This is a genomic window from Streptomyces sp. 11-1-2 (assembly GCF_003595545.1).
GTDB lineage: Bacteria > Actinomycetota > Actinomycetes > Streptomycetales > Streptomycetaceae > Streptomyces > Streptomyces hygroscopicus_B.
This window is the reverse complement of sequence record NZ_CP022545.1, coordinates 11,526,328-11,551,885: the sequence shown is the minus strand read 5'-3', so window position 1 is coordinate 11,551,885 and position 25,558 is coordinate 11,526,328. Positions and strand designations below refer to the sequence as shown.

The 25,558-nt window shown below is 67.6% G+C and carries 16 protein-coding genes and 3 pseudogenes; 13 read left to right on the top strand and 6 right to left on the bottom strand.

Features of this window, described 5'->3' with window-relative positions; translation table 11 throughout:
• Nucleotides 1–51 precede the first annotated feature (51 nt).
• Nucleotides 52–1,386, top strand: coding sequence for a GH1 family beta-glucosidase (locus tag CGL27_RS49170; protein ID WP_119994143.1), 1,335 nt, complete (start codon nt 52–54; stop codon nt 1,384–1,386).
• 395 nt (nt 1,387–1,781) lie between these two features.
• Here CGL27_RS49170 and CGL27_RS49165 read toward each other — a convergent pair whose 3' ends face one another.
• Nucleotides 1,782–3,374 carry an FAD-dependent oxidoreductase gene (locus CGL27_RS49165; RefSeq protein WP_119994142.1) on the bottom strand — a complete coding sequence of 531 codons (1,593 nt, stop codon included), beginning with the start codon at nt 3,372–3,374 and terminating at the stop codon, nt 1,782–1,784.
• 87 nt (nt 3,375–3,461) lie between these two features.
• Between CGL27_RS49165 and CGL27_RS49160 the strand changes: the two genes are divergently transcribed.
• Nucleotides 3,462–4,094, top strand: a complete 633-nt coding sequence (locus CGL27_RS49160; protein ID WP_119994141.1) for a TetR/AcrR family transcriptional regulator — start codon at nt 3,462–3,464, stop codon at nt 4,092–4,094.
• A 212-nt stretch (nt 4,095–4,306) separates the two neighbouring features.
• Here CGL27_RS49160 and CGL27_RS52925 read toward each other — a convergent pair.
• A pseudogene (locus tag CGL27_RS52925) lies at nt 4,307–4,532 on the bottom strand (hypothetical protein).
• A gap of 184 nt (nt 4,533–4,716) precedes the next feature.
• Here CGL27_RS52925 and CGL27_RS49150 point away from each other — a divergent pair.
• Nucleotides 4,717–6,162: pseudogene (locus CGL27_RS49150) on the top strand (ISL3 family transposase).
• 98 nt (nt 6,163–6,260) lie between these two features.
• Here CGL27_RS49150 and CGL27_RS49145 read toward each other — a convergent pair.
• The 3 genes from CGL27_RS49145 to CGL27_RS49130 all read right to left on the bottom strand — a co-directional run bounded on the left by CGL27_RS49145 (nt 6,261) and on the right by CGL27_RS49130 (nt 10,439).
• A complete protein-coding gene (locus CGL27_RS49145) occupies nt 6,261–7,241 on the bottom strand; it encodes a nucleoside hydrolase (protein ID WP_119994140.1) in 981 nt (326 codons plus the stop codon).
• Between the two features lie 471 nt (nt 7,242–7,712).
• On the bottom strand, nt 7,713–8,537 hold the full coding sequence (locus CGL27_RS49140) for a class I SAM-dependent methyltransferase (protein ID WP_119994139.1): 825 nt from the start codon (nt 8,535–8,537) through the stop codon (nt 7,713–7,715).
• 891 nt (nt 8,538–9,428) lie between these two features.
• Nucleotides 9,429–10,439 (bottom strand): TetR/AcrR family transcriptional regulator, encoded by a 1,011-nt coding sequence (locus CGL27_RS49130; protein WP_205587884.1) that lies wholly within the window; start codon nt 10,437–10,439, stop codon nt 9,429–9,431.
• A gap of 85 nt (nt 10,440–10,524) precedes the next feature.
• Here CGL27_RS49130 and CGL27_RS49125 point away from each other — a divergent pair, with 85 nt between their 5' ends.
• The 5 genes and pseudogenes from CGL27_RS49125 to CGL27_RS49105 form a co-directional block, all read left to right on the top strand.
• Complete coding sequence (locus CGL27_RS49125; protein ID WP_119994137.1) at nt 10,525–11,466, top strand: ATP-binding cassette domain-containing protein; 942 nt, start codon at nt 10,525–10,527, stop codon at nt 11,464–11,466.
• Nucleotides 11,466–12,287 (top strand): ABC transporter permease, encoded by an 822-nt coding sequence (locus tag CGL27_RS49120; protein ID WP_119994136.1) that lies wholly within the window; start codon nt 11,466–11,468, stop codon nt 12,285–12,287. The genes CGL27_RS49125 and CGL27_RS49120 overlap by 1 nt, the downstream gene beginning before the upstream one ends.
• 464 nt (nt 12,288–12,751) lie before the next feature.
• Entirely contained in the window at nt 12,752–13,384 is a 633-nt protein-coding gene (locus tag CGL27_RS49115) for a hypothetical protein (protein WP_240450918.1), read from the top strand.
• A 209-nt stretch (nt 13,385–13,593) separates the two neighbouring features.
• Nucleotides 13,594–14,226, top strand: a complete 633-nt coding sequence (locus tag CGL27_RS49110; RefSeq protein ID WP_240450917.1) for a DUF2461 family protein — start codon at nt 13,594–13,596, stop codon at nt 14,224–14,226.
• 166 nt (nt 14,227–14,392) lie between these two features.
• Nucleotides 14,393–14,743, top strand: a pseudogene (locus CGL27_RS49105) (GNAT family N-acetyltransferase); the annotation flags it as partial.
• A gap of 254 nt (nt 14,744–14,997) precedes the next feature.
• Here CGL27_RS49105 and CGL27_RS49100 read toward each other — a convergent pair.
• Nucleotides 14,998–16,002, bottom strand: coding sequence for a LacI family DNA-binding transcriptional regulator (locus CGL27_RS49100; protein ID WP_162953248.1), 1,005 nt, complete (start codon nt 16,000–16,002; stop codon nt 14,998–15,000).
• Nucleotides 16,003–16,560: 558 nt separating this feature from the next.
• Here CGL27_RS49100 and CGL27_RS49095 point away from each other — a divergent pair.
• The 5 genes from CGL27_RS49095 to CGL27_RS49075 all read left to right on the top strand — a co-directional run bounded on the left by CGL27_RS49095 (nt 16,561) and on the right by CGL27_RS49075 (nt 25,405).
• Nucleotides 16,561–17,727 (top strand): extracellular solute-binding protein, encoded by a 1,167-nt coding sequence (locus CGL27_RS49095; RefSeq protein ID WP_240450916.1) that lies wholly within the window; start codon nt 16,561–16,563, stop codon nt 17,725–17,727.
• A gap of 7 nt (nt 17,728–17,734) precedes the next feature.
• Nucleotides 17,735–18,682, top strand: a complete 948-nt coding sequence (locus tag CGL27_RS49090) for a sugar ABC transporter permease (RefSeq protein WP_119994132.1) — start codon at nt 17,735–17,737, stop codon at nt 18,680–18,682.
• A complete protein-coding gene (locus CGL27_RS49085) occupies nt 18,679–19,536 on the top strand; it encodes a carbohydrate ABC transporter permease (RefSeq protein WP_119994131.1) in 858 nt (285 codons plus the stop codon). The genes CGL27_RS49090 and CGL27_RS49085 overlap by 4 nt, the downstream gene beginning before the upstream one ends.
• Before the next feature lie 65 nt (nt 19,537–19,601).
• Entirely contained in the window at nt 19,602–22,331 is a 2,730-nt protein-coding gene (locus CGL27_RS49080; RefSeq protein ID WP_119994130.1) for an alpha-mannosidase, read from the top strand.
• Between the two features lie 98 nt (nt 22,332–22,429).
• Complete coding sequence (locus CGL27_RS49075; RefSeq protein WP_119994129.1) at nt 22,430–25,405, top strand: glycoside hydrolase family 2 TIM barrel-domain containing protein; 2,976 nt, start codon at nt 22,430–22,432, stop codon at nt 25,403–25,405.
• Nucleotides 25,406–25,558 lie beyond the last annotated feature (153 nt).

Genomic DNA, 25,558 nt, shown 5'->3' with positions numbered 1-25,558 from the left:
TCCCATCGAACAGGCTAATATGAGCCGTGCTCATGTTTCAGGAGGTTAGACGTGACACTGGACCACCTCCCCGCGGACTTCATCTGGGGCGCCTCGACGGCGTCCTATCAGATCGAGGGCGCCACCAAGGAGGACGGCCGCGGACCGTCGGTATGGGACACCTTCACCGCCCGGCCCGGCACAGTCCGCGACGGGCACACCGGTGACGTGGCCTGCGACCACTACCACCGGTACGAGGAGGACATCGCGCTGATGGCCGAGGCGGGTCTCACCGGCTACCGCTTCTCCATCGCCTGGCCGCGGATCCAGCCGACCGGCACAGGTGAGGCCAGCCTTCGGGGCCTGGACTTCTATGACCGGCTGGTCGACGGCCTGCTCGCACGCGGCATCGAACCTGTCCCGACACTGTTCCACTGGGACCTCCCACAGGGCCTCGAGGACGCCGACGGCTGGCTGAACCGCAACACCGCGCACCGCTTCGCCGAGTACGCCGCCATCATGGCCGACAGGCTGGGCGACCGTGTCCAGAAGTGGATCACACTCAACGAGCCGTTCATCCACATGGTCTGGGGCTACGGTCTTGGCACCCACGCACCGGGCCGCACCCTGTTCCTGGACTGCCTGCCGGTCGCCCACCACCAGTTGCTCGGCCATGGCCTGGCGCTGAGAGAGCTGCGGGCGCGCGGCCTCCAGGTGATGATCGCCAACAACTGCACCCCGGTCTGGCCCGCCTCGGACGCCCCCGCCGACCGCGCCGCCGCGCGAGCCTATGACAACCTGCACAACCGCCTGTTCAACGACCCGATCCTCACGGGCGCCTACCCCGACCTGTCGGATTTCGGCGCGGACACGACCCTCGGCGGCTCCGTCCGTGACGGCGATCTCGAACTGATCTCGGCCCCCCTGAGCGCGCTCGGCATCAACTACTACAACCCGACCCGGATCCAGGCGCCGGCGTCCGAGGGGCTGCCGTTCGAAGAGGCTCCCATCGAGGGCTACCGCCGCACTGCCTTCGACTGGCCCGTCGTCCCCGACGGCCTACGGGAACTGCTCGTCGGCCTCAAGGAGCGATACCCGGCACTCCCGCCGGTCTACATCACGGAGAACGGCTGCTCGGTCGAGGACGTCGTCAACGCGGACGGCACCGTCCTCGACCTCGACCGCGTCGACTACCTGGACACCCACCTCCAGGCCGTCGACGCCTCCGTGGCCCAGGGCGTGGACGTACGCGGCTACTTCACCTGGACGCTGATGGACAACTTCGAATGGGCCGAGGGCTTCCACCAGCGCTTCGGTCTCGTCCACGTCGACCACGACACCCAGGTCCGCACCCCGAAGGCGTCCTTCGCGTGGTACCGCGACCTCATCCGCGCTCAGCTCGGTTGAGCCGCCCACCGCGCTCGCGCGGATTCCGCACGCGCTCCGCCGGCCCGCCGGCTGGTCCCGTGCACTGTCCGCCCGCGAGGTCGTCACGGCGCTTCAGCGCCGACCAGGCGGGTGCCTGGACGGTCGGCAGTGAAATCGCGGCCGATCAGATCGGGGGCCGGCCGGCCGGTCCGCGCCCGCTCGCCGCTGCTCGGCTCCCTGGTGATTCGCAGCATCGCCGGCCTGTCCGAACAGACTCGCCGCGGCCTGCTCGGCGAGTTGCCGCGGCACATGACCAGCTCTCCGTGGCGATGGCGGCCGAACGGTGGTGACCGGGGCTTCGGTTCGGGCCCGGCCAGGTGCTGGCGCGCGCCTGGTGCTGGCGCGCGCCTGGTGCTACGCGCTTTCGGCCGGCGTCATCGCGTGCCGACCCAGCGCAGGGTGGCCGCATCGAGCCGCTTCGTGGCGTCGTCGCTGGTGGGCTCGTCATCCTGGTCCGCGGCCCAGATGATGATGCCGTCCGGCCGTACGAGCAGGCTCGGCAGCTCCGTGTCGGCGGCGGAGTCGGCGACATAGGCGATGTGCTCGCTGAGATGCTGCACCGCGTCGGCGAACCGGCCGTCGTGCGTGCGGTCGACCAGGACGAAGCGACCGTCGTGGGCGAAGTCGGCGAGCCGGCGGCCGGAGGTCAGGACGACGTCGCCGGCGGTGGTTCCGACGGGCGCGGTGGCGTCGTCCGCGACGTCGTAGTGCTGCATGATGCCCGAGGACACGGCGAGCATCTTGTTCGTCGCGCCCGGCACGGTGAGCAGCTCGTCGCCGACGACCCTGCGCAGCTGCTTGGTGCGCTCGTCCCCGCGCATGAGGGCGACCTGGGCGCGCGTCCAGTCGAGCACCCAATCGGCGATCGGGGAGCGCTCCGTGTCGTAGGTGTCCAGCAGTCCGGCCGGTGCCCAGCCCTGGATTGTCGCGGCGAGCTTCCACCCGAGGTTCACGGCGTCCCCGAAGCCAAGGTTGAGGCCCTGTGCGCTGAACGGCGAGTGCACGTGGGCGGCATCGCCAGCGAAGAGCACCCGGCCATGGCGGTAGTGCTTCACCCGGCGGGCGTTGTCCGACCAGCGGGTCGCACGGCCGTGTATCGCGCTCAGGGTCACGTTGGTCTGGGTGACGTCGCGCACCACCTCCTGCAGCTCTTCCAGGGTGACGGGAGCGTCGCGGTCCTCGGGCTGGGGGCCGAAGCGTGCGACGAGGATCCGGCCGGGGATGGGGCCGTAGGCGTAAACGCCGCGGGGCGTCCAGTTCCACCCGTGGCTCAGACCGGTCGTGTCGTCGAAGTCAGCGATGCCCTGATAGCCGACCAGCTCGGGGTCGGTGCCGATGAAGTCGATGCCGAGCTGCTTGCGGATGGGGCTGCGCCCGCCGTCGGCCGCCACGACCCAGCCGGCGGTCAGCTCGCCCGCGTCCGTCTCGACGACGACGTCGGCATCGGCGAGGAGATCGCCGCCGGTACTGCGCACGCCCTTGACAGCGATGCCTCGGCGAACGTCGACGCCGAGTTGGGCACAGCGGTCGGCAAGCAGCAGCTCAAGGTCGTACTGAGGCACCGCGACGCCGCCCGCCACCGCCGTGTGGGAGGCCAGCACCGGGTCCTCCTGGTCGACCAGGTCATTGCGGAACATGATTCCCGCGAAGTGCCCCATCACCGGGAAGCGCGGGGACGTCTGCTCGAACCCGCCGACGACTCCGCGTGTGACGGCCGTGCCGCCGCCTGCGGTGAACTTCCCGGCGACGGCCATGCGGCGCTGTTGGCTCTCTTCCGCTGCCGGGAGCATGCCGCGCCGGTCGAGGATTTCGGCGCTGGCCACGTTGATCGAGCCGGACTTGATGGTCGTGTCCGGTTCGTGAAGGCGCTCGAGCACCGTCACCTGCACGCCCTGGAGTGCCAGCTCGCTGGCGAGGAGGAGCCCGGTGGGTCCGGCTCCCACAACGATCACATCGGTCCGCTGCATGGCGCACCCCTTACACTGCGTCTGTGAGTTAACTCGGTAGCTTTACCGAGTAGTCTTACCGGGTAAACGTAACACGAGAGGTGGGTCATGCCGAACCGAGGAGACCGGGGTGGTGCGAAGACGCGGGCGCGGATCGCGGCCGTCGCAACGGAGCTGTTCTTGGAGCGCGGCTTTGATGACGTCACGATCGCCCAGGTCGCGGCTGCGGCCGGCGTCTCGAAGGTGACGGTGTTCTCGCACTTCGAGCGCAAGGAAGACCTCCTGCTGGATCGGCTTCCCGACGCGGTCGAGCTCCTGCGCTCCGCAATCCGGGAGCGCGCCGAGTGCGTCGGCCCCGTGGAGGCGTTCCGGACCCTCGCCCTCACCCTCGTGGACCAGCGGCACGCACTGTCCGGACTGAGTGACGGAGTCGAGCCGCTCCTCCGTACGGTTGCGGGCTCCCCCGCGCTCATCGCACGGCTCCGCACGTTCGAGCACGAGGTCGAAGAGGCCCTGACGGAGGACCTGCGGAACGACGCGCGCTTCACCGGCGACCCGGCTCTCGTCGCGGCGCTGCTGATTGCCGCCTACCGCACGGTCGCCGTGACAACAGCTCAGCGCCGACTCGCCAGGTGTGACCTCGCCGAGACCATCTCCGTGCATCGTGAGCGCCTGAACCATGCCTTCGACGCCGTCGAGCACGGCGTCTTTGCCGACCATCGCGCGGCACCGAGCCCGTAGCGGGAAAGGCACGCCTACGAGCCGTCCCACGGGCCACGCCGATTCCGGCGTCCCGTCAGAACTGACGGCGACGCAGCAACCTGGTCCGGAACCTCTTGGCTTTCGCGCGCTGCGGTGAGTCAGGGAGGCGCCGAGCAGTCGAATCATCGTGATCATGGTGTTACGGAACTATGCCACCGGGACCCAAGGGCGTCCGGGACAACGAGGGCCGACTACACCTCGCCGGTGGCGAACAGCTCGAGGTGCCCGCACTCGGGGCAGCGGAATGCCAGTATCTGCCGCCAGGGCTGGCCCGTCCGCTTGGCACCCCCCGAAAATTCCCCGCTCCATCGCGCCCTCGATCCAGCGCGCGTACCCGCGCGAGTGCTCGCCGGCGTCCTCGATGAAACCTTCCGCCAGACCGACGGTGCCGCAATGGGTGCACCTGTAGTTGTTCATCCCGTGAGTGCAGGAAACGGTGCCACCAGGACGGACCCGTAGCCGTCGACTCCTACCCGGCTGGGACGACGGGGATCCGGGCGGGACTGTAAATCGTTCGGGTCTGTCACGTAGTCGGTGGTGACGGTGGGTGCTCAGCCGGTGATCATGAGGCGTGCTTGATATCAACTCATTTGTGGCAACGGTGTTTTCGGGACTATCGGCGGTGGTCGTCGAGGACGTGACGGATGTTGTCGATGCGGTGCTGGTCACGGCGCGGACCCGGGATGAGCCTGTGCCCTGTCCGTTGTGCGGGGCGCCGACGGCGAAAGTGCACGGTTACCACGGCCGGACGGTGGCGGACGTGCCGGTGGACGGCCGACAGGTCGTCGTGTGTTCCCTGGGCTACTGGAACGCCATCAGCGTCGGACGGTGCGGCTGACGGGCCAGATATCCGAGGTGGCGCGGGAGTTACGCGGCCGTGCGGCGGCTCGTCTCGCCCGAGTGCTGGCCGCGCCGGTGTCCCGCAGTACGGCCCTACGTCTGCTGCGGCGCCTGCCGGTACCGCGGCAGGTGGTTCCGCGAGTGATCGGCGTCGACGACTTCGCCCTGCGCCGCCGCCACCGCTACGCCACGATCATCATCGATGCCGAGACCGGCAGACGTGTCGCGGTCCTGCCTGACCGCGAGGCTGCGACGCTGGAGTCCTGGCTGCGTGACCATCCCGGCGTCGAGGTCGTATGCCGGGACGGCTCCGCCGCCTACGCCGAGGCCGTCCGCCGAGTTCTGCCCGACGCGGTGCAGGTCAGCGACCGGTGGCATCTGTGGCGCAACCTGTGCGACAAGGTGCAGGCCGAGGTCCGCGCGCACGCCGACTGCTGGGCCACCATCAACCCGCCCCGCCCCGCCCCGGCGGAGTGCGCGAGCAGACCACCCGGGAACGCTGGAACAACATCCACGGCCTCCTCAGCAAGGGGGTCGGCCTGCTCGACTGCTCCCGCCGACTGGGCCTGGCCTTGAACACCGTCAAACGCTACGCCCGGATGCCCGAACCCACGGCCCTGCGCATCGCCCCCTCCTACCGGCCCACCCTCGTCGACCCCTACCGCGACCACCTGCGTGCCCGCCGCATGGCCGATCCCGCCATCCCCGTCACTCACCTGCTGCAGGAGATAGGGAGTTGGGTTACCCCGGCAGCGCCAATCTGCTGGTCCGCTATCTCAACCAAGGCCGCGCCGAAGGTGACCGCCCCGTGACCACCCCGCGCCATGCCAGCCGCCTGCTGCTCACCGATCCCCAACATATGCGTCCGAAGGAGACCGCCCTGCTGGAGAAGATCACCGCGGCCTGCCCGGAAATGACCGACCTTGCAGCTCTCGCGGGCAGCTTCGCCTCCCTGCTCACACCTGCCGCGGACAACGATCACCAGCTCACCGGGTGGATCGCTACCGCACGCGCTGCCGCCCTGCCCCACCTGCACGGTTTCGCCAATGGCCTCGAACTCGATCGGCCAGCCGTGAACGCCGGCCTCACCCTGCCTTTCCATAACGGCCGCACCGAAGGTGTCAACACCCGCACCAAACGGATCACGAGGCAGATGCACGGACGCGCCGGATTCGACCTCCTCCGCCACCGCATCCTGCTCCGCTGACAGGCACCCACCGTCACCACCGACTACGTGACAGACCCGTTCGTTTGACAGACCTTGTCCTGGAGGTTTGTCCAGTCGAACGGTAAGTGTGCTTTCGGTTACTGGCCGGCCTCAGGGGTGATCAGAGCGCGGTGGACACGGTCCATGGCAGTGGCGGCATCCACGGTGGCGGCTATCCGCACGGGAGGCCGTTGATCGGGGATGCCCCCGTAGTCAGTGCTGAACTTCCGTTCGTCGATCAGTGTGGCGCCACGCGCATGTCCGGCAAGTTCAACCATGACCTGGCGCTCCTGGTATGTCGCCAAGGACTCATCAACCATGATGGCCGCAGCCAGTGGATCGTGCAGGACGCAGCCGACGGTGCCGTGAGCGTCACTGTAGAGGGCAACGTAGATGTCGAGCACCGATGACGCGAAGCGGGCAGCCGGAGCGGCCACTTCCGCGATCCGCTTCAGCCAGGATGCGTCAGCCCATGCGTGTTCGGTCATGTCCAACGGCACCACGATCAGGTCGAACCCCGCGCGCAGCACCTCCTCCGCTGCCTCCGGATCATGAGCGGAGTTCGCCTCGGCCCAGGCAGTGACATTGCCCGGGACGTGGAACGCACCTCCCATGAACACCACACGGCGCAGGAGTCGAGGGAGGTTCGGCTCCATCCGAAGGGCGAGGACGATGTTGGTCAGCGGCGCCAGGGCGAGCAACGTCAGTTCTCCCGGCCGTTGCCTGGCCAGGCGCACCAGCTGCTCCGCTGCTGATTCCGTACTGACCCGACGCGGTGACGGAGGCCCCGCCTTGCCACCCAGTCCATCCGCGCCGTGGACGAACTCTGCTGTCTGCAATGGCTGCTGAAGAGGGGTCGGATGACCCACGGCAACCGGTACCTGATCCAGGCCGACGACGTCGAGCACACGTAAGGCGTTGGCGGCCGCCACAGAAGTGGGCACGTTGCCGTGCGCGGCTCCAACGGCGACGATCTCGACATCCGGCTGGGCGGCCAGGAACAAGATCGCCCAGGTGTCATCCACCCCGGGGTCCGTATCGATGACAACGGACAGACGGGTGGAAGCGGCGGGTGGCATGCAGGTCTCCCCTTGTTCCCTTTGTCCTGCGGATCTGGCGGTTACCGTGTCTTCGCTCCCGCTACTGTTTCGGCATTCGGGCAAAAGCGGAACGCTTCTCCCGGCCAGCCGGCTGCTGAACTGTGGGGCGGGCTTGCGCGCACCAGGGCCGGAGAGAACCGTGTCGAGCTCCTCCCGCGTGGCGGGTGCTATCGGATCTGCCGGGTCCATCAGAAGGAGCCGAGTCCGGAGGCGAACGCCGACTGCGAAAGCGCCGGCGAGGCGCCGGTCGGTTGCCAGAGCGGTCGCACCAGATCCGACTGGCGTTCCAGGTCGTCTGAGCGGCGGTCAGGAACGCCAGATCCAGCCGATCGGAGATCCGAGTCGGCCCCGAGAACTCGCGCTGGGGCCACGGCAGTGTGCGCGGCGCACTCTGTCGGCATGGGCTCGCGGCAGCCTCCCACCGTACAGGTCACCACCGTGACCGTTCGCTCAGCGGCACGCCAAAAGTCCGTACAGCAGAGGGATCCCCGGCTCCGGCAGCCGCCACCAGCCGGATGAGCCACGAGCCATATGGGGCCAGCGTGGCCAGGGCAACTCAGGACTTTCGCGCAGCCGCCGGATGTCCAGACCGGCTCCGACCAGGGCATTGACGACCTCGCCCAGCCCGTGCACCCACTCGTAGCTGTCGGTAGCGCCCTCGACGGCCGGGCCATCGGTGTAGGTGTGTGTCGCGTCGCGGTGTACGGGGCCGCTGCCGCCCATGTAGTCATGCCGGAGCAGGAGTTCGGGTCCTTCTCCGGGGGCGGGCTTGGGGCCCAGCGAGTTGAGGAGCGGGTGGAACTCCACGACGTACAGGCGGCCGCCGGGACGCAGCAGTTCGGCGACGACACCGGCCCAGCGGTCCAGGTCGGGGAGGTAGCACAGGGCACCCTTGCCGGTGTAGACGACGTCGAACCGCCGCCCGCCGAGGGCCTCCACGGCGTCGTACACATCGGCCTGCACATACGTCACGTCGAAGCCGGCACGCGCCGCGATGCCGGTCGCCGCCGCCACAGATGCCGCGGAGAAGTCCAGCCCGACGGTCCGCGCCCCGCGCTGCGCGAAGGCAATCGTCTCCGTGCCCAGGTGGCACTGCAGGTGCAGCACGTCGCGGCCAGCCATCTCGCCGAGGTCGTCCCACTCCCACGAAGCGAACCAGCGTGACGGGTCGGGCTCCCCGTCAATCCCGTAGAACCGGCTGGCGAGGTGGACGGGGGTCCGGGCGTCCCAGTTCGACTGATTGGCCCGCATCATCCGCTCGTACGCATCGGTCATGGACTCACTATCGCAGGCGTCCGCAGCAGGCAGGGAAGCCCCAGGAAAGCCAAGGTCGAGATCTCACCGACCGCGGAACTACGGTGCTGCTTTGCCTGCGGACCGACCGGCGCACCGGTGATGCAAACCGGCTGAACTCTCGGGCGAGCCCCGGGGCTGCCGTGGCAGTCCAGACAGCAGCCGCACTCTCCAAGACGCAAGCGGCATGCCCCGGACAGCACCGGCGGACTGCCGCGAGATCTTCGCAAACCGATGCCCGCCGTCCGGTAGTGTCGCGACAGGCCGGGGCAGCAACCGGCCCTGGTTCTTTTCGTTCTGACACGTTGCTGGTAAACCCGTTCTCACCTCGGAAAACACCCGGGTTCTTGTCAGGACGGCGCTATTGGGAGTTCGGATCGGCGACGTTCGACGGACTGGTCGTGAAGAGCCCGCCGATCTGCCGGATCGTCAACCACGGGCACGATTTCGTGCGCTGCGAGTCCGACCCTCCGGAGTCCTCGGACCACGACCTCCAGGCGGCGACCCTGGAGAAGATCTTCGCCTCGGACCTGGTGTACGTCGTGAATCCCGGCGGATACATCGGCCGCACCACGGCGTACGAACTGGGGTGCGTCCATGAACGCGGCATGGCCGTCTACTATGCGGAGCCGCCGAAGGACCTGCCCATCGCCGTCCCGGAGAGAACCGTCGTCGATGCGCGCCACTTGGTGGAGATCATTGCCGGGAGTGATCCGGGGCCCGCTCCGGTCAGGCGGCCACGGGTCGCGGCGCAGCCGACAGCCGACCGAGATGGGCCACGATCAGGCCCGGGTAGGTGTCGGTGGGGCTTGTCCTCACTGAGAGTGAGAATGCAGCACGGTGACGGTGTGCCAGGAACGGACCGCCCCATGATCACACTGAGGCTCCAGCTCTTGTCCGGGTGCGGTAAGCGCGCTGTCGGCATGCCCGTGAGCAGTATTGGCGGGGCCGTCCAGTGACGGTTTGGGGGACGGGGCGGCCGCACACAGCGCAGCTGCGGGTGGAGGCGAGATCCTCCGAAGTTTCGTCACATCCGGGCGTCTCACCGACGCCCGTGATAGCTATTTCGTCACACATGGGCGAGTCGTCGATCGTCGTGGCGAGGGTTTCGTCACGGCGGGCCCCGGGCAGGTCGGGCTGCGTGCCCGGGGGGCACGGAGGCTCGGGCGTTGGCGGGAGGGCCACGGCGATGTAGTCGAGGATGTGCTCCAGCCCGTTGCGGAACTGGTCGTCGCGACTCAGGTGCGGCTGGCGTGACTCCGTCACGATCTTGGTGAAGATCGGGTACTTCCCGCTGCTCACCAGCTGATTGATACGCGGGGAGCTTCGCGCCATCCACTCCGATTCGCTGAGCCCGCTGCGGCGGACTTCCTCGGCCGTGCTGATCTCCTCGCGGACGGCGCCCTCGATGTGGCTGTTCAGCATGGCCATGAGGCGGAGGTTCCCGTCTACGGAGACGTGGGTGTCGAGGGCCCCCATCACCCGTTCGATCAGCAGCAGTTGGTTAGGACCGAAGCCGGGGAGCGACCGCTGCACGGTGGCGACCCACGGGTGCCGTAGCCACATCGCTCGCAGCCCGTTGGCGTAGCGTGTCAAGTCCGCGCGCCAGTCGCCGGAGGGCATGCCAGTGATGTCGATCTCGCCCATCAGGTGGTCGGCCATGAGTTCGATGAGGTCGTCACGGCTCGGGACGTATCGGTAGAGCGACATTGCGCCCGTGCCGATCTCGGCGGCGATCCGCCGCATGGTGGCGGCCTCCAGCCCTTCGGCGTCGGCGATCCGGACCGCCGCTTCGGTGATCTGCGCTCGGCTGTAGGTCGGCTTCCGACCCGCGGCCGGGCGCTCGGGCCGCATCCAGATGTTCACGTACTCGGCATCGGTCACCGTTCCACCCTCCACTTGCGTACATGGTACTCGAAGGCATAGCCTCACCGAGGCCGCGTACAAGGTACGCAATCGAGGAGGGGTAATGGGAAATCCGATCGTGATCGCCGAGGGGTTACACAAGACCTTCGGCGACACCCATGCGCTGCGGGGCCTCGACCTGAGCGTGCCGCGAGGGACGGTCTGCGGCGTGCTGGGGCCGAACGGCGCGGGTAAGACGACCGTGGTGCGTATTCTGGCGACCTTGTGCGACCCCGATGCCGGGCACGCCCGCATCGCCGGATACGACGTCGTCGGTGAGGCCGGCAAGGTGCGGGCCAGGATCGGGCTCGCAGGCCAGTACGCAGCCGTGGACGAGAAGCTCACGGGCCGTGGCAATCTGCGCATGTTCGGGCGCCTGTACCACCTGTCCCGGCGCGAGGCGCACCGGCGGGCCGACGAGCTGCTGGAGCGCTTCGGCCTGAGGGACGCCGCTGATCGTCCGGTCGTCGGCTACTCCGGCGGGATGCGGCGGCGCCTCGACCTGATCACCTGCCTCATCCAGCGCCCCGAGGTGCTCTTCCTGGATGAGCCGACCACCGGTCTGGACCCGCGCAGTCGCGGCGAGATCTGGGACAGCGTGCGCGAGCTGGTGGCGGACGGCACCACGGTGCTGCTCACCTCGCAGTATCTGGACGAGGCTGACCGTCTGGCCGACGACATCGCCGTCATCGACCACGGGCAGGTGATCGCCACGGGCACGCCCGACGAGCTGAAGTCCACGATCGGAGACCGCCTCGATGTCACCGTCGAAGACCCCGCCGGGCTGCGTCCGGCGGCGACCATACTGAATGCCCTGGCCGGGACCGATCCCACGGTGGAGGGCGCCGACCAGCTGAGCGTTGCCCTGCCCGGTAGTGGTTTCCGGCTCGCTGACATCGTGCGCGAGCTCGACCGCGCCGGGGTCACCGCTGCCGACGTGCGGCTGCGCCGCCCCACCCTCGACGAGGTGTTCCTGCGCCTCACCGATCAAAAGGAGCACGTCTGATGACCGCCATCTCCTCGCCCCTTGGCCGCCTGCGCTGGACGTTTGCCGACGGGCTGACCCTGGTCGGCCGCGAGTTGGGACGATTACGGCAGGAGCCCGGGCAGATCATCGCCGCGCTGATCTTCCCGGTCATCATGGTGGTGCTGTTCGGGTACGTCTTCGGCAGCGCGATCGCCGTGCCGGGCGGCGGCGACTACCGCGAGTACCTCATGCCCGGACTGTTCGCGATGGTGACCTTCACCGCGATGCAGGGGGTCATGGGGCGGATGGCCGCGGACACCTCTCGCGGCGTGATGGACCGTTTCCGGTCCATGCCGATGGCACGGTTGGCGGTGCCGTTCGGGCACACCGGCGCCGACTCCCTGATCGGCCTGCCGCTGCTCGCCGCCATGGTGGGGACGGGCCTGCTGGTGGGCTGGCAGCCGCACCGCGGCCTCATCCCCGCTGTCGAGGCGTTCCTGCTGATGATGCTGCTGCGGTACGCACTGAGCTGGGCGGGCGCCTATGTGGGCCTGCTGGCGAAGAACGAACAGACCGTCGCCCAGTTGGTGCCGCTGTTCCTGCCGATCACGATGATGTCCAACGCGTTCGTTCCAACCGACGGCATGCCGCAGTGGCTGCGGTTCCTGGCCGACTGGAACCCGGTGAGCGCGCTCACCGCCGCCGCCCGGAACCTGTTCGGCAACCCCGGGATGTCGACGTCCGGACACACGGCCTGGCCGCTCACCCATCCAGTGACCGCAGTCCTGCTCTGGTCGGCCGCGCTGCTGGCGGTGTTCGTTCCGCTCGCACTGCGCGCCTACATGCGCACGGGACGGTGAAAGACCGGGACCCCTGACCACAGCAGGTTACAGCCTCAAGCGCCCTGGCACGTCCAGCTGGCCGCAATACAGCACGTTCCGAATGACGCTCCCCACCAGTCGGTGCCTCCAACTGGTCGGCGCAGGAGCGCCGGGACTACGCCAACGATGTGGGCGACATGCGGTCTCTGGCCGCGGTGAGTGCTCGGGAGAACCGTTCCAAAGCCGATCAGGACCCCAGCCAGTGGCTTCCCTCCGATCCGGGAGCACTCTGCCGGTACGTCGAGGAGTGAACCGTGGTGAAGTCCCGCTGGGGGCTGTCAGCGGACCCGGGCGAAGTGACCGCGCTCTCCGATCTCGCGGCTGGCTGCCGCGACACCCGGATCACCTACACATCTGCCCGCTGAAGCCAGGGGCCGCGTAGCCGTCGAGCAGAGGTACCATCCACCACCAACATGAAAACGCCCCAGACGAGGGAGCTTGTGATGGACACCTCTGCCGACAACACCAATCTGAAGTCCCAATACGCGGGACAGATCAATACCGACCTCGAACTCAACTCCGCCGACCACGAACGTGTCAGCTCCGAGATCACGGCACTACAGCAGCAGCTGTTGGTACTGGAAAACAACCGGACGCTGCTGCTCGGCATGCGGCAGAGCCTTGGCGACGAAGCCGCCGGTGACGTTCCGGAGAACACCGGCGTCAGCAGCTCTGAGAATGGTGCATCCGCTGCGCGGAAGTCCGCGGAGCGGTCGGCGACGCGCAAGCCGACGAAGAAGACCGACACAGCCAGCGGCAAGCGGAAGGGGGCGGAGTCGGGCGGGAACCGCACCAAGCGGGTCCGAGCAGCGGGTGCGCCCACCCTCCGGGACCTCATCCACGGTGACCTCACCCAGCACGGTGAACCGCGCTCCGCAGCCGAAGTCACCGCCGCCCTCACCCAGACGCTCCCGGACCGCGAGATCAAGGCCACGGTCGTGCGCAGCACTCTCGAGGCGCTCGTCGCCAAGGGCGAAGCTCACCGCACCAAGCAGCAGAGGTCCGTCTTGTACTCGGCTACCGCCCCGGACGCGGCCGCTGGTGCGGCTGAGCGCAACGCGGCGTCTTCCTCCTGAGAGCTGTAGGACGACCTCACAGGGCTCGAGACGCCCCCCAGCCTCGATGGGGGGCTTGTGAGGGATCGGCACGCGTAGGGCTGGTGGGCGCCTTCTCCTGCCCTGCGCTACCGCTGATCCACCGCAACACCTCTCACACATGTGGAGTTGCTCCTCCTTGCCCGTCGCTCTACATCCTTGTCGGATCGTTGGTGGGTTATGGTGCCCGCATGAGCGGACGGTTCACCGGCTGGCCGGAACGAGCCATGGACGTGTTGCTGCACCTGCAGGGCGAGCCAACACGCGTGGTGCGCGAGCAGTACCGCGCGGATCGCGAACGTCTCGTCCGGCAGCCGATGATCGCGCTGCTCAATGATGTGGCTGACGTCAATCCCCGGTACGAGGACTTCTCTGTCTGGCACTACCGCACCAACTCCTGGTGGTGGCAGCATCAGGGCGCGGTGATCCGGCTCGGCCACAAGATCGAGATCGGCCTGCGGTTCGACCTGGACGGCCTGCGGATTCAAGGCGCTTGGTGGTATCCCGCCCCTGGCCAGGTCACCATGTTCCGCAAGGCCGTCGCCGCCGAGGGAAGCGGCCACGAACTCTCGGCCATCGTCGAGGGCTTGAGGACGAAGGGCTACGACATCTCCGGGGACGTGATGAAGCGCCCCCCACGGGGTTATCCGTCCGACCACTCCCGCACGGACCTGCTGCGCCACCGCTCACTGATCGCGGCCTATCCCCTCGGCTGCGACGACTGGCTCCACACTCCTGAGGCTGTCGGCAAGGTCCTCGCGGCCGCCCACGACCTCGACGCCATGCTCACGTGGCTGGTCCGTCACGTGAACAGCTCCACCTGACTCGAGAAGAACCAGCGTCGGCATACACCGTCCGGAAAACTGGCGCACGTCGCTAACAGGAGAGGGACGCGTACGGGACCCTTTCTCCCCAGGCCGTCGCCAAGCTCAGACACCTGCGCTGGCGCAGTCGGCATACAGGGCGTGCTGAGCGCGGCCCGACGCAGCGCGACACTTCACGCTCTGGGAGACCCCGGACGGCATTCCCGCCTCCATGGCGGCCGCGACCTCGATCGTCGGCGGCATGATCCGGGTGGACCCCGTCTACACCCCAGCTCACCTCCGCGGCCGCGGCTACGCGGGCGCCGTGACGGTCGAGGTGAGCCATGCCGCGCTGGCCGCGGGCGCGACGGACGTCGTCCTGTTCACCGACCCGGCCAACCCCACCAGCAACGCCCTCTACCAGCACATCGGATACGTCCACATCGCCGACTTCACCGGATACAAGTTCTCCTACAGCGCAGCAGAGGCCAGTGAGGAACATGACCGAGACAAAACGCGCCTGCCATCAGGAAGCTGATTCGTCGGCTCTGTCCTACCGGTCGTAGCAGGGACGAAGAACACCCCCTCAGGGTCGGGACGTGGCAAACAGGTGCTCAATCGAAGTAGAGCACCGATTCTGAAAATCTGCTGCCTACGACATAGAACTCGGCGCGATCATTGTCGCCGCCCGTCCTGGGGACCGCGCTCGCTGATTCGAATACGGCGCTACAACAGAACCGACGGCCTGTAGGAACAGAGGCAGTACGCCACCCACCGGTGGTGCGGCACCTGCTATGCGGATTCACGCAGCTGGAGTTCTGCCCTGACCACCAGTTCATCCCGGCTGAGCGGACTGCTTGTGGCCAGCAGCCGGGCGGTCTGTTCCACGGCGAGCGCGCCGAGTCCCCGCGTGTCCAGAGCAACGGTGGACAGCGGCGGCTCGACGAGCGCTCCGAGCCGGAGGCCGTCGAAGCCGATCACAGCGAGGTCGCGAGGAACCCGCCGTCCTAGTCGACGGGCGGCGCGCAGTGCTCCGATGGCGATGACGTCATTGAACGTGAACACGGCGGTTATATCGGGGTGACGGGCGAGAAGTTCCTTCAGTGCGCTCTCCCCGCCATCAACGCTCTGATCTGCCCGACTGACCGATCCGGCATCCAGTCCGCAGGCGGACATCGCGCTGACGAACCAGTCGTGGCGGATGCTCGGCTCGGACCGGCCCGCATGATCGAGCATTCCGATGTGCTGATGGCCCGAGTCGACCAGATGCCGGATCGCGGCGTGAACGCCCCCCTCACCGTCGATCCGGATCGAACTGAACCGCTCGGTGCGGTGCTCCCGGTCGATGAGCACCACGGGGAGCCCTCGCATCAGCTTGTCGATCTCGCCCTCCGGCTGGCTCAGGTACCCCACTACGGCGTCCACTTGGGAGGCGATCACCTCGAGCATGCCCCGCTCCTCCTGAATGCGGTCACCGGTGTCGTACACGACAACATGCCAGCCACGCGCCCGTGCCGCGTCCAGCGAAGCGGCGGCTACCTCGGTGAAGAATGGATTGAGGAGATCGGGGATCACGAGCCCGACGCTGATCGCGTCCTGCCGGACGAGCCCCCTGGCGAACCGGCTCGGCCGGTATCCGAGCTCGAGGGCGGCGTCAAGAACGCGCTGCTTGGTGGAAACACCGATCTCGCCCTTGTCGTTGAGCGCCCGTGACACGGTTTGCCGGGACACACCGGCGATCCGCGCCACGTCATCGATCGTCACCCTGCGAGAGCCGGTTTCCGACGACGCCATCATTTACCTCCGCGTAGTGGTCGACGCGGCCACGTCGCAGGCGCACCGAGTATGCCGGGGCTGAAGCCGCGGTGCGACCCTCTGGGTGGGCGCTTGACGATCTCGGCGGTGAACCAGGCGGCCGGCACATGCGCCACCTCTCCTCCTGGGGTTTCGAGTTGTTGCATCGACTTGCCTCCGCAGCCAGGGCCCGGTGTGTGATTCAGGAGCCTTGACACTCGGCTGTGCCGAAGCGCACACTCCCAATCACTTCAGAACATCATCACCGTGAGCGCTCCCGTGAGCGCTCACGTTACCGCTCACGGTCCCATTGTTCCAACCAGATGGCATTCGCCTGAGGTGTCAACGTCGACCCCGCCTAGCACCCGCAGCTAGTCGTTCTCTGGAACGGAAAATATGAGCACCACAGTCACGCGCACCGGCCTCGCGGCCGCCGCCGCCCTCAGTCTCGCGCTACTCGCCGGGTGTTCGTCACCCGCTGACTCGGATACGGCATCCGCAGGCTCCTGTACGCCTGCGAAGGGGAAGGTAACCCTTCAGTACTGGAACACCGTTCCGGGCATGGACAAGGTCGTCGCCCTGTGGAACAAGAACAACCCGGACATCCAGGTTCAGACCAAGAACATCTCCAACGACCAGTACGGCACCCTTGGCAACGCCCTCAAGGCGGGGAAGGCTCCGGACCTGGCACAGGTCGGCTACGACCAGCTTCCCAGCCTGCGTACCCAGAACGCCTTCGTGGACGCCTCCGCCTGCTCGACAGCCGCCGCGGCCAAGTCGCAGTTCGTTCCGTGGACGTGGTCGCAGACCAGCTTCGGCGGCACCGGCGTGTTCGCCTTCCCGCAGGACACCGGTCCGATGGCGCTCTATGTACGCAGCGACATCTTCAAGAAGTACGACCTCCCGATCCCCAAGACCTGGGACGAGTACGCGGCGGCCGCACAGAAGCTGCACAAGGCGAACCCGAACGTCAGCATCACGTTCTTCGACCCGAACAATGCCGAGTGGTTCAACGGTCTGCTCTGGCAGAACGGCGCCGAGATGTACAGCTACTCCGGCGACAAGTGGCACGTCACCGTCGAGTCGGACCAGAGCAAGCAGGTCGCGGAGTACTGGCAGAAGCTGATATCCGACAAGCTCGTGCGCACCGATCTGGCCAACGGGTCGACGCAGATGTACGCCGCGTACCAGAAGGACCAGGTCGCCAGCTACGTCGGCGCTTCCTGGGGCTACAGCATGTTCCGCGACAATCTGCCCCAGCAGGCCGGCAAATGGACGATCGTCCCCATGCCGACGTGGGGCGCGGACGGCGCGTCCGGTGACTGGGGCGGATCGACGGTGGCCTTCATGAAGGGCAACAGCCATCTGTACGAGTCAGTCAAGTTCAACACCTGGCTCAACACCGACCCCAAGGCCCTCGCGTTGGAGAACAAGCTGGGCGGCCTCTATCCGGCGGCCAACGCCGGGCTGCGCCTTCCTGCGTTGGCGCAAGGTGTCGCCTACTACAACAACGAGAAGATCTTCGACGTCTTCGCGGACTCGTCCAAGAAAATCAACACCAGTTTCGCCTGGGGTCCCACGCAGAAGACCGCGAACCTGGCGCTACAGGACGCGATGGCCAAGGCGGCGGCTGGAGACGGCACGCTCACCGACGCCCTCTCCACCTCCCAGGCCGCCGCGCTGAAGTCGATGAAGGACCAGGCGATCCCGGCCACGGCGGGCAAGTGACTGCGACATGACCGACATCTCAACCCGCGTGCCCCACGTGATATCGTCGCCCGGGGGCCGCCGCCGACGCAACGGCGGCCGCCCCCGGGTGGGCACCGTCGCCGCGTTCCTGACCCCCTTCTTCCTCCCCTTCCTGCTGTTCTACGTGGCACCCGTCGGCTACGCGCTCTGGCAGAGCTTGCGCGTGGTGCGCCGCACCGGCGGCCAGTACGGGACCTCGTACACGGCCTTCGGCGGATTCGAGCAGTATGCGCAGGTGTTCCAGAACACCGAGTTCTGGGCCAGCATCGGCCGCATCGGACTGTTCGGCATCGTGCAGGTGCCCGTGATGCTGTTCATCGCGCTGATCATGGCCTTGCTGCTCGACACTCCCCTGCTGCGGCTCAAGGCGTTCTTCCGCATCACCGCGTTCATGCCGTACGCCGTGCCGGGTGTCATCGCTGCCATCATGTGGTCGTACCTGTACTCCCCGCAGCTCAGCCCGGTCGTCGACCTGCTCGAGGGCATCGGCTGGCAGCCCGACTTCCTCGGCCCGGGGGCCGTGCTGTGGTCAGCGGCGAACGTCTCCACCTGGCTGTGGACCGGCTACAACATGCTGATCATGTACGCGGCGCTGCAAGCGATCCCGCAGGAGCTCTACGAGGCCGCGAAGCTCGACGGTGCGGGCCAGTGGACGATCGCCTGGCGTATCAAGGTTCCCATCATCGCCCCGGCGATCGTCCTGACCACGGTGTTCTCGATCATCGGCACCCTTCAGCTCTACGCCGAACCGGCCGTGCTGCGGCAGATCTCCTCGAACATCTCGAGCACCTTCACCCCGAACATGCTCGCGTACGCGGTGGCCTCCGGGAACAACTACCAGCAGGCCGCGGCGATCTCCGTGGTCATCGCCGTCATCACTTTCGTCTTGAGCTTCGGGTTCATGCGACTGACCTCGAAGAAGGCCGGGCTGTGACCGACCCATCCGTGTCCCGTGAAAGCCGCGTCAGCCGGACGGCCGTGACGGCCCTGATGTGCCTGCTGGCCGTCTACTTCATGCTGCCGGTCTACTTCCTCATCGTCGCGGCGACGAAGCCGCAGGGCGACCTCGCCTCCACCAACGGGCTGGTCTTCTCCAACTTCAACCTGATCGACAACGTCCGCATCCTGTTCACCCGCAGCGACGGCATCTTCGGCCGCTGGGCCGTCAACACCGTCATCTACGCGGTGCTGGGTGCGGCCGTTGGAACGCTGATCTCCGCGCTGTGCGGCTACGCACTGGCCAAGTTTCCCTTCCGCGGCCGCGAGTTGCTGTTCTCCGTCGTCCTCGGCGGCGTCCTCGTGCCTACCACCGCACTCGCCCTGCCGCTGTTCCTGCTGTTCTCGGCGACCGGCATCGTCAACACCTACCTCGCGGTGTTCCTGCCGAGCATCGTCAGCCCGTTCGGTGTCTATCTCGCGCGCATCTTCGCGAACGCCGCCGTCCCGCAGGAGCTGATCGAGTCGGCGCGCCTGGACGGTGCGAGCGAGTTCCGGACGTTCTTCTCGGTGGCATTCAGACTGATGACACCGGCCTTGGTCACCATCTTCCTGTTCCAGTTCGTGGCAATCTGGAACAACTTCTTCCTGCCGATGGTGATGCTGCAGAAGGAGTCGCTGTTCCCGATCACGCTCGGCCTGTACCAGTGGAACGGCCAGACCGCCCGGGCCCCGCTGCTACAGCAGTCGGTGATCACTGGATCGCTGGTATCGATCGTGCCCGTGATCATCGTGTTCATCCTTCTCCAGCGGTTCTGGCGCACCGGGCTCGCCGCCGGCTCCCTCAAATGACCGCCCGCCCCGCTCCACGCTCCCCCACGCCCGCCAGCACAGAAGGTCAGAAGGTCCCTCTCGCCATGCGCAACTCCGCCGTCTTCGTGCCTCATTTCCACTGGGACCGGGAATGGTATGAGCCGTTCCAGGTCTTCCGGCACCGGCTGGTCGCCGCCCTCGACACAGTGCTGGAAACAGCCGAAGCCGACCCGGACTTCCGGTTCACCGTTGACGGGCAGATGGCCGCGATCGAGGACTACCTGGAGATGCGGCCGGAAAACCGTGAGCGCATCATCGCTCTGGTCAGCGAAGGCCGGCTCGCGATCGGCCCGTGGCTCATCCTCCTCGACGAATTCCTCTGCTCCGGCGAAACCATCGTGCGCAACCTGCAGATGGGCTGGGCAGCTGCGGAAAAGCTGGGCGGCGCGATGTCCATCGGCTATCTCCCGGACATGTTCGGCCACATCGCGCAGATGCCGCAGATCCTGGCGCGTGCCGGGATCGAACATGCGGCGCTGTGGCGCGGTGTCCCCGGTTCCGTCGCGGGTCACGCCTTTCGCTGGCGCGCGCCCGACGGCTCCGAAGTGCGCACCGAGTTCCTCTTCGACGGCTACGACAACGGTCTCGACGTCCTGCTGGTGCCCGACAGGATTCGCCGCGCGCTGGGCGAGTACGCCCAGATGACCGCCGAACGATGGGGTGGAGATCCGGTGCTGGCCATGGCCGGAACCGACCACAACGCGCCCGACCCGCAACTGGCGGCGTGGCTGCGGCACGCATCCAGCCCGGAGCGTGCCATCACCGTCGCGACGCTCGAGGAGTACATCCGCAAGCACGTGCGTGACGAGGTGTCCGCGGTCGTCACCGGTGAGTTGCGCAGCCATGTGCGCGGCAACATCCTTCCGGGTGTGTTGTCGGTGCGGCTCGGGCTCAAGCAGCGGATGGCCGTGGCCGAGCGCACCATCGACCACGCCGAGCGGATGAACGCACTGTGGTCCCGGCGCGACGACTCGCCGTTCCTCTCTCTCGCGTGGCACAAGGTCATCGAGTCGACGGCGCATGATTCGGTGGTCGGATCCGGCACCGACGAGACCTGCGACCAGGTCGCGGCACGGCTCGCCGAAGCCGCGCAGGCGGCTCGTGCCGTTCGGGACGCGGCCCTCGCCGAGCCCGCCGCCCGGGTGCCGGTCGACGGCTTCCTGGTGGCCAATCCCCTGCCCTGGGAGCGAACGGCTCTGGTCGAGGTGGATGTCATGGTCCCGCCGGAAGATTCCACGCTGGTCTCGACCACGGCCGGCGGATCGGCGCATCCCGTACAGTTGCTCTCCCAGGCCCCAACCGTCCTCAGCGACGAACGTCTGGATGCGTCGCGGCTCGAACGAGTGCTGCGCCGCATTCACCGCCGCGAGCTGTTCGGCCGTCTGATCGACCACTACGAAATCGCCCCCGGCTCACTCGTCTTCCACCTCGCCGAGGCGCCCGCCGGGCCGTTCGACCTGCTGATCCTGCGCCGCGAGGTCGCCGCCTCCGCGGCCGCGCATCCGGGTGAGTGGCGGGTGCGGACGCTGACGGAAGCCCGGGCCACCGCGCTGGTGCCCGTCCACGTTCCCGCCGGCGGGCTGGCCAGTTTCCGGGTCACGGCCGGCGACCGGTCCGCCGTCCCAGCGACACCCCTGGCTCCTGCGACGGCCAGGGCCGACACTCTGGCCAACGGGCTGGTCAAGGTCGCGGTCGCCGACGACGGCACCCTGGATGTGACCGGTGCGGACGGCACTGTCCTGGCTGGGGTCGGCCGCCTCGTCGACGGTGGTGACCGTGGCGACAGCTACAACTACGCTCCCCCGGCTCGGGATGTGCTCGTGTCGGAGCCGACGAAGACCACCGTCCAACTCCTGGAGAGCGGACCGCTGCGTTCCAGGATGCTGGTCACCCGCGTCTACGACTGGCCCGCCGCGCTCTCCCGCGACCGGGATCTGCGCAGCGGCCACACCGTCCAAACGCCGGTGGACATGCTGGTGGAGGTACGCGCGGGCGAGCCGTTCGTCCGCCTGTCCACCTCGTTCCTGAACCAGAGCGCCGACCACCGGCTGCGCCTGCACGTTCCTCTGCCCCAGCCGGTGGACACGTCCGCGTCTGCTGGACAGTTCGCCGTCACCGGGCGTGGGCTCACCGCCGAGGGCGGCTGGGGCGAGTTCCCGATCCCGACGTTTCCGGCGAGTTCCTTCGTATCGGCCGGCCCCGCCACCGTCCTGCTCGACCACGCCGGCGAATACGAACTCGTCGACGGCGGCTGCGCACTCGCCATCACCCTGCTGCGCGCCATCGGTTCGATCAGCGTCAACATCCATCCCCTCCGTGACGAGCCCGCGGCAAGCGAAATCGCCGCACCGGGCGCGCAGGATCTCGGCATGCGCATCGAGAACCGTTTCGCCATCGTGCCCTCAGCAGCCGGCTGGCAGGGGGCGAACGCGGTCGCTCTGGCCGAGGAGTTCCGCAACGACGCACTCATCGCCCGCGGGACCGCGCCCAGCACAGACCCGCTACCGCCCGGCACCAGCGGCATACGGGTCGATGGCCGCAACGTGCACGTCTCAAGCATCCGCCGCGTCACCGACAGCGCGCGCAGTACCGGAACCGAGGTGCGATTGGCCGCGATGAGCGACACCGCGTCGACCGTCGGCATGACCGGTGCGTTCACCGAGGTCACCACGGTGGACCTGCTGGGCCGGCCGGTCTCTCAGCCGGTGCCTGTGCGCGGCGGGTTCGAGCTCGTCCTCGGGCCGTGGGAAATCCGAACCGTCGTGCTCAGGTGACCAACGACATCCGCAGGCAGGAATCGAGCTGACAGTGATGAGGCCGAGGGCTGCCAGTCCGCGCCTGATTCCCCCGCTCTCATGAAAGTTGTGACCTCTTGACTTCCGAGCCTTCCGCGTTTGTTTCGGACACCACACCTGGGCGTGGCGCGCTGCGCCCGGCACGCTCGTGGCTGCACTCCGACGCCCCTTCCCTCTCGCTGAACGGGCCCTGGCGTTTTCGTCTGTCACCTACGGCATCGGCGGCGCAGGACTTCGCGGCCGAGGGCTTCGATGACCGCAGTTGGGACAGCATCCCGGTGCCCTCGCACTGGGTGCTCCAGGGTGGCGGAGCCTACGGCCGGCCGATCTACACGAACATCCAGTTCCCGTTTCCGATCGACCCTCCCCATGTTCCGGATGAGAACCCCACCGGCGACTACCGCCGCCACTTCCATCTGCCTTCGGGCTGGTCGGAGGGAGACCGTGTCGTGCTGCGGTTCGACGGGGTCGAATCGCTGTTCAAGGTGTGGGTGAACGGTGTAGAGATCGGCAGCGCCAGCGGCAGCCGGCTTGCCCACGAGTTCGACGTGACCTGTGCACTCCACCCAGGCGACAACGTCGTGGCGGTGCGTGTGCACCAGTGGTCGGCGGCCAGTTACGTCGAGGACCAGGACCAGTGGTGGCTGCCGGGCATTTTCCGTGACGTCACCCTCCTGGCCCGGCCGGTCGGGGGCATCGAGGACGTCTGGCTGCGGACCGGCTTTGACAACGGGCGGGGGCGTCTGGACCCGGAAGTCATCGCCGGACCGGCGGCATTCCCCCTCACCCTGCGCATCCCTGAACTCGGCATCGAGCAGGTGTGGAGCACGGCAGCCGACGTGAAACTCCTCGACATCGCGGGCGTGGAGCCGTGGTCGGCCGAGCAGCCCCGCCTGTATGACGCCACGGTGTTTTCGGCCGCGGAGCGCATCGCACTGCGGGTCGGCTTCCGCACGGTCGAGATCCGCGGGGATCAGTTCTTGGTCAACGGCCACCGCGTCGTGTTCCACGGGGTGAATCGCCATGAGGCTCATCCCGAGCGCGGCCGTGTCTTCGACGAGGAACACGCCCGCGAAGACCTGGCCCGCATGAAGCGGTTCAACGTGAACGCCATACGCACCAGCCACTACCCACCGCATCCGCGGCTGCTCGACCTCGCCGACGAACTCGGATTCTGGGTCATCCTCGAATGCGATCTGGAGACGCATGGCTTCGACAAAGTCGGCTGGGCCGGCAATCCGAGCGACGACCCCGCATGGCGCGAAGCCTATCTGGACCGCATCCAACGCACCGTCGAACGCGACAAGAACCATCCCAGCATCGTGATCTGGTCGCTCGGCAACGAGGCAGGGACGGGCAGCAATCTCGCGGCGATGTCGGCGTGGGTCCACGCCCGCGACGCCGAACGCCCCGTGCACTACGAGGGTGACCACACCGGCGACTACACCGACATCTACTCGCGCATGTATGCATCGGTGGCGGAGACCGAGGAGATCGGCACCCCGGGCGCCCGCTCGGCGCTGCTCAACTGCACTCCGGCCCAGAGCGCCCGCCAGCGCACCAAGCCATTTTTGCTGTGCGAGTACGCACACGCCATGGGCAACGGGCCGGGAGCCTTCGACCAGTACGAAGCGCTCGTGCACAGGTATCCGCGGCTGCACGGCGGCTTCGTATGGGAGTGGCGCGATCACGGCATCCTGGCCACCACCCCGGATGGAACGCCGTACTACGCTTACGGCGGTGACTTCGCGGAGGTCGTGCACGATGGGAATTTCGTCATGGACGGCATGCTATTGAGCAACGACGTCCCCACCCCCAGCCTCCACGAGTACAAGGCAGTCGTCCAGCCGGTCCGCTTCACCTTCGACGCGGACAAAGTCGCGATCTCAAATCTGCGGCACTCGGCCGACACGTCCGACCTGCGCTTCCGTTGGCGCGTGGAACACGACGGTACCCCGGTGGCTTTCGGTGAGTTGGAGGTCCCCGTCGCCACTGCGGGCGGGTCAGGACGGGTTCAGCTGCCGCACATCGAAGTGTCGCCCGACGCCGAGACATGGCTCACGATCGACGCAGTGCTGGCAGCCGCAACCGCTTGGGCGCCCGAAGGGCACGTGATCGCGACTGCCCAACTGGATTGCTCGGTACGCCGCCCTGCCCCCGCTGTCCGGACGCGGAAAGACTGGCATCCGGGCGACGGAACGCTGACGCTCGGCATCGCCGAGTTCATCAGCGGATCCCTGGCCAGGCTCGCCGGCCGCGCAGTGACGGGCCCGCGGCTGGAGCTGTTCCGCGCGCCGACCGACAACGACGAAAGCCCCTCTGACGGAGTCGAGGGGAGCGACGCCGGCACTCCCGGGGTGGCCAATGCCGAACTGTGGCGGCGCGAGGGGCTCCACCGGCTGACCAGCCGTCGCCTGTCGGTGTCGCACGCCGCGGACGCCCTGCGCACCGTCGACAAGGTCTCCGCGGCGAACTCCGCCACGTCGGTGACGGTCGAGTCCATCTGGTCCCTGGAAGACGATGAACTGGAACTGCGCGTGGAGATCGAACCGTCCAGTAACTGGCGGGCCGTGTGGCCTCGGATCGGGATTTGCTTCGACCTACCCGACGGCGACGCCGCCATCGACGGCGCCGAGTGGTTCGGTCTGGGCCCGCTCGAGTCCTACCCCGACAGTCTGCGCGCGGCACGCACGTCCCGGTTCTCCTCCACCATCCAAGACCTCACGGTCGACTACGCGCGTCCCCAGGAGAGCGGGCATCGCTCCCAACTGCGCCGACTGACGCTGGCGAGCGGCGAAACCAAGGTGCTGCACCTGGAGGCACTCCCGGACCTGCACGGGCGCCGCCCCGGCTACACCCTGAGCCGCCACACGCCCCAACAGATCGCGCAAGCCCGTCATGCTTTTGAGCTTCCCGAAACGACGACAAGTCACCTGATCATCGACGCGGCCCAGCACGGGCTCGGCTCACGGGCCTGTGGACCGGACGTGCAACCCGAGTTCACGCTTCGCCCGCAAGCGCGCACGATCAGGATCCGCATCACAGCAGGCTAGGAGCAGCTCGTCGCTGAGCGGGCGGCATCGGACTCAGGCCGCACGAGGGGGAGGTGGATACGGCCGTTCGTCCCCCGTCTCTCACAGCCGCCACCGACAGCGCGGACTTGCCGAGGCCAGGCGCTCACCACGAGGATGTCCGCGCTCAGAACA

Coding starts and splice junctions, on each gene's coding strand:
- CGL27_RS49145 (WP_119994140.1), bottom strand. CDS start 7,241: ATGCCACCCGCCGCTTCCACCCGTCTGTCCGTTGTCATCGATACGGAC.
- CGL27_RS49115 (WP_240450918.1), top strand. CDS start 12,752: ATGGACACCTCTGCCGACAACACCAATCTGAAGTCCCAATACGCGGGA.
- CGL27_RS49110 (WP_240450917.1), top strand. CDS start 13,594: ATGAGCGGACGGTTCACCGGCTGGCCGGAACGAGCCATGGACGTGTTG.
- CGL27_RS49120 (WP_119994136.1), top strand. CDS start 11,466: ATGACCGCCATCTCCTCGCCCCTTGGCCGCCTGCGCTGGACGTTTGCC.
- CGL27_RS49095 (WP_240450916.1), top strand. CDS start 16,561: ATGGACAAGGTCGTCGCCCTGTGGAACAAGAACAACCCGGACATCCAG.
- CGL27_RS49140 (WP_119994139.1), bottom strand. CDS start 8,537: ATGACCGATGCGTACGAGCGGATGATGCGGGCCAATCAGTCGAACTGG.
- CGL27_RS49080 (WP_119994130.1), top strand. CDS start 19,602: ATGCGCAACTCCGCCGTCTTCGTGCCTCATTTCCACTGGGACCGGGAA.
- CGL27_RS49090 (WP_119994132.1), top strand. CDS start 17,735: ATGACCGACATCTCAACCCGCGTGCCCCACGTGATATCGTCGCCCGGG.
- CGL27_RS49125 (WP_119994137.1), top strand. CDS start 10,525: ATGGGAAATCCGATCGTGATCGCCGAGGGGTTACACAAGACCTTCGGC.
- CGL27_RS49160 (WP_119994141.1), top strand. CDS start 3,462: ATGCCGAACCGAGGAGACCGGGGTGGTGCGAAGACGCGGGCGCGGATC.
- CGL27_RS49165 (WP_119994142.1), bottom strand. CDS start 3,374: ATGCAGCGGACCGATGTGATCGTTGTGGGAGCCGGACCCACCGGGCTC.
- CGL27_RS49100 (WP_162953248.1), bottom strand. CDS start 16,002: ATGATGGCGTCGTCGGAAACCGGCTCTCGCAGGGTGACGATCGATGAC.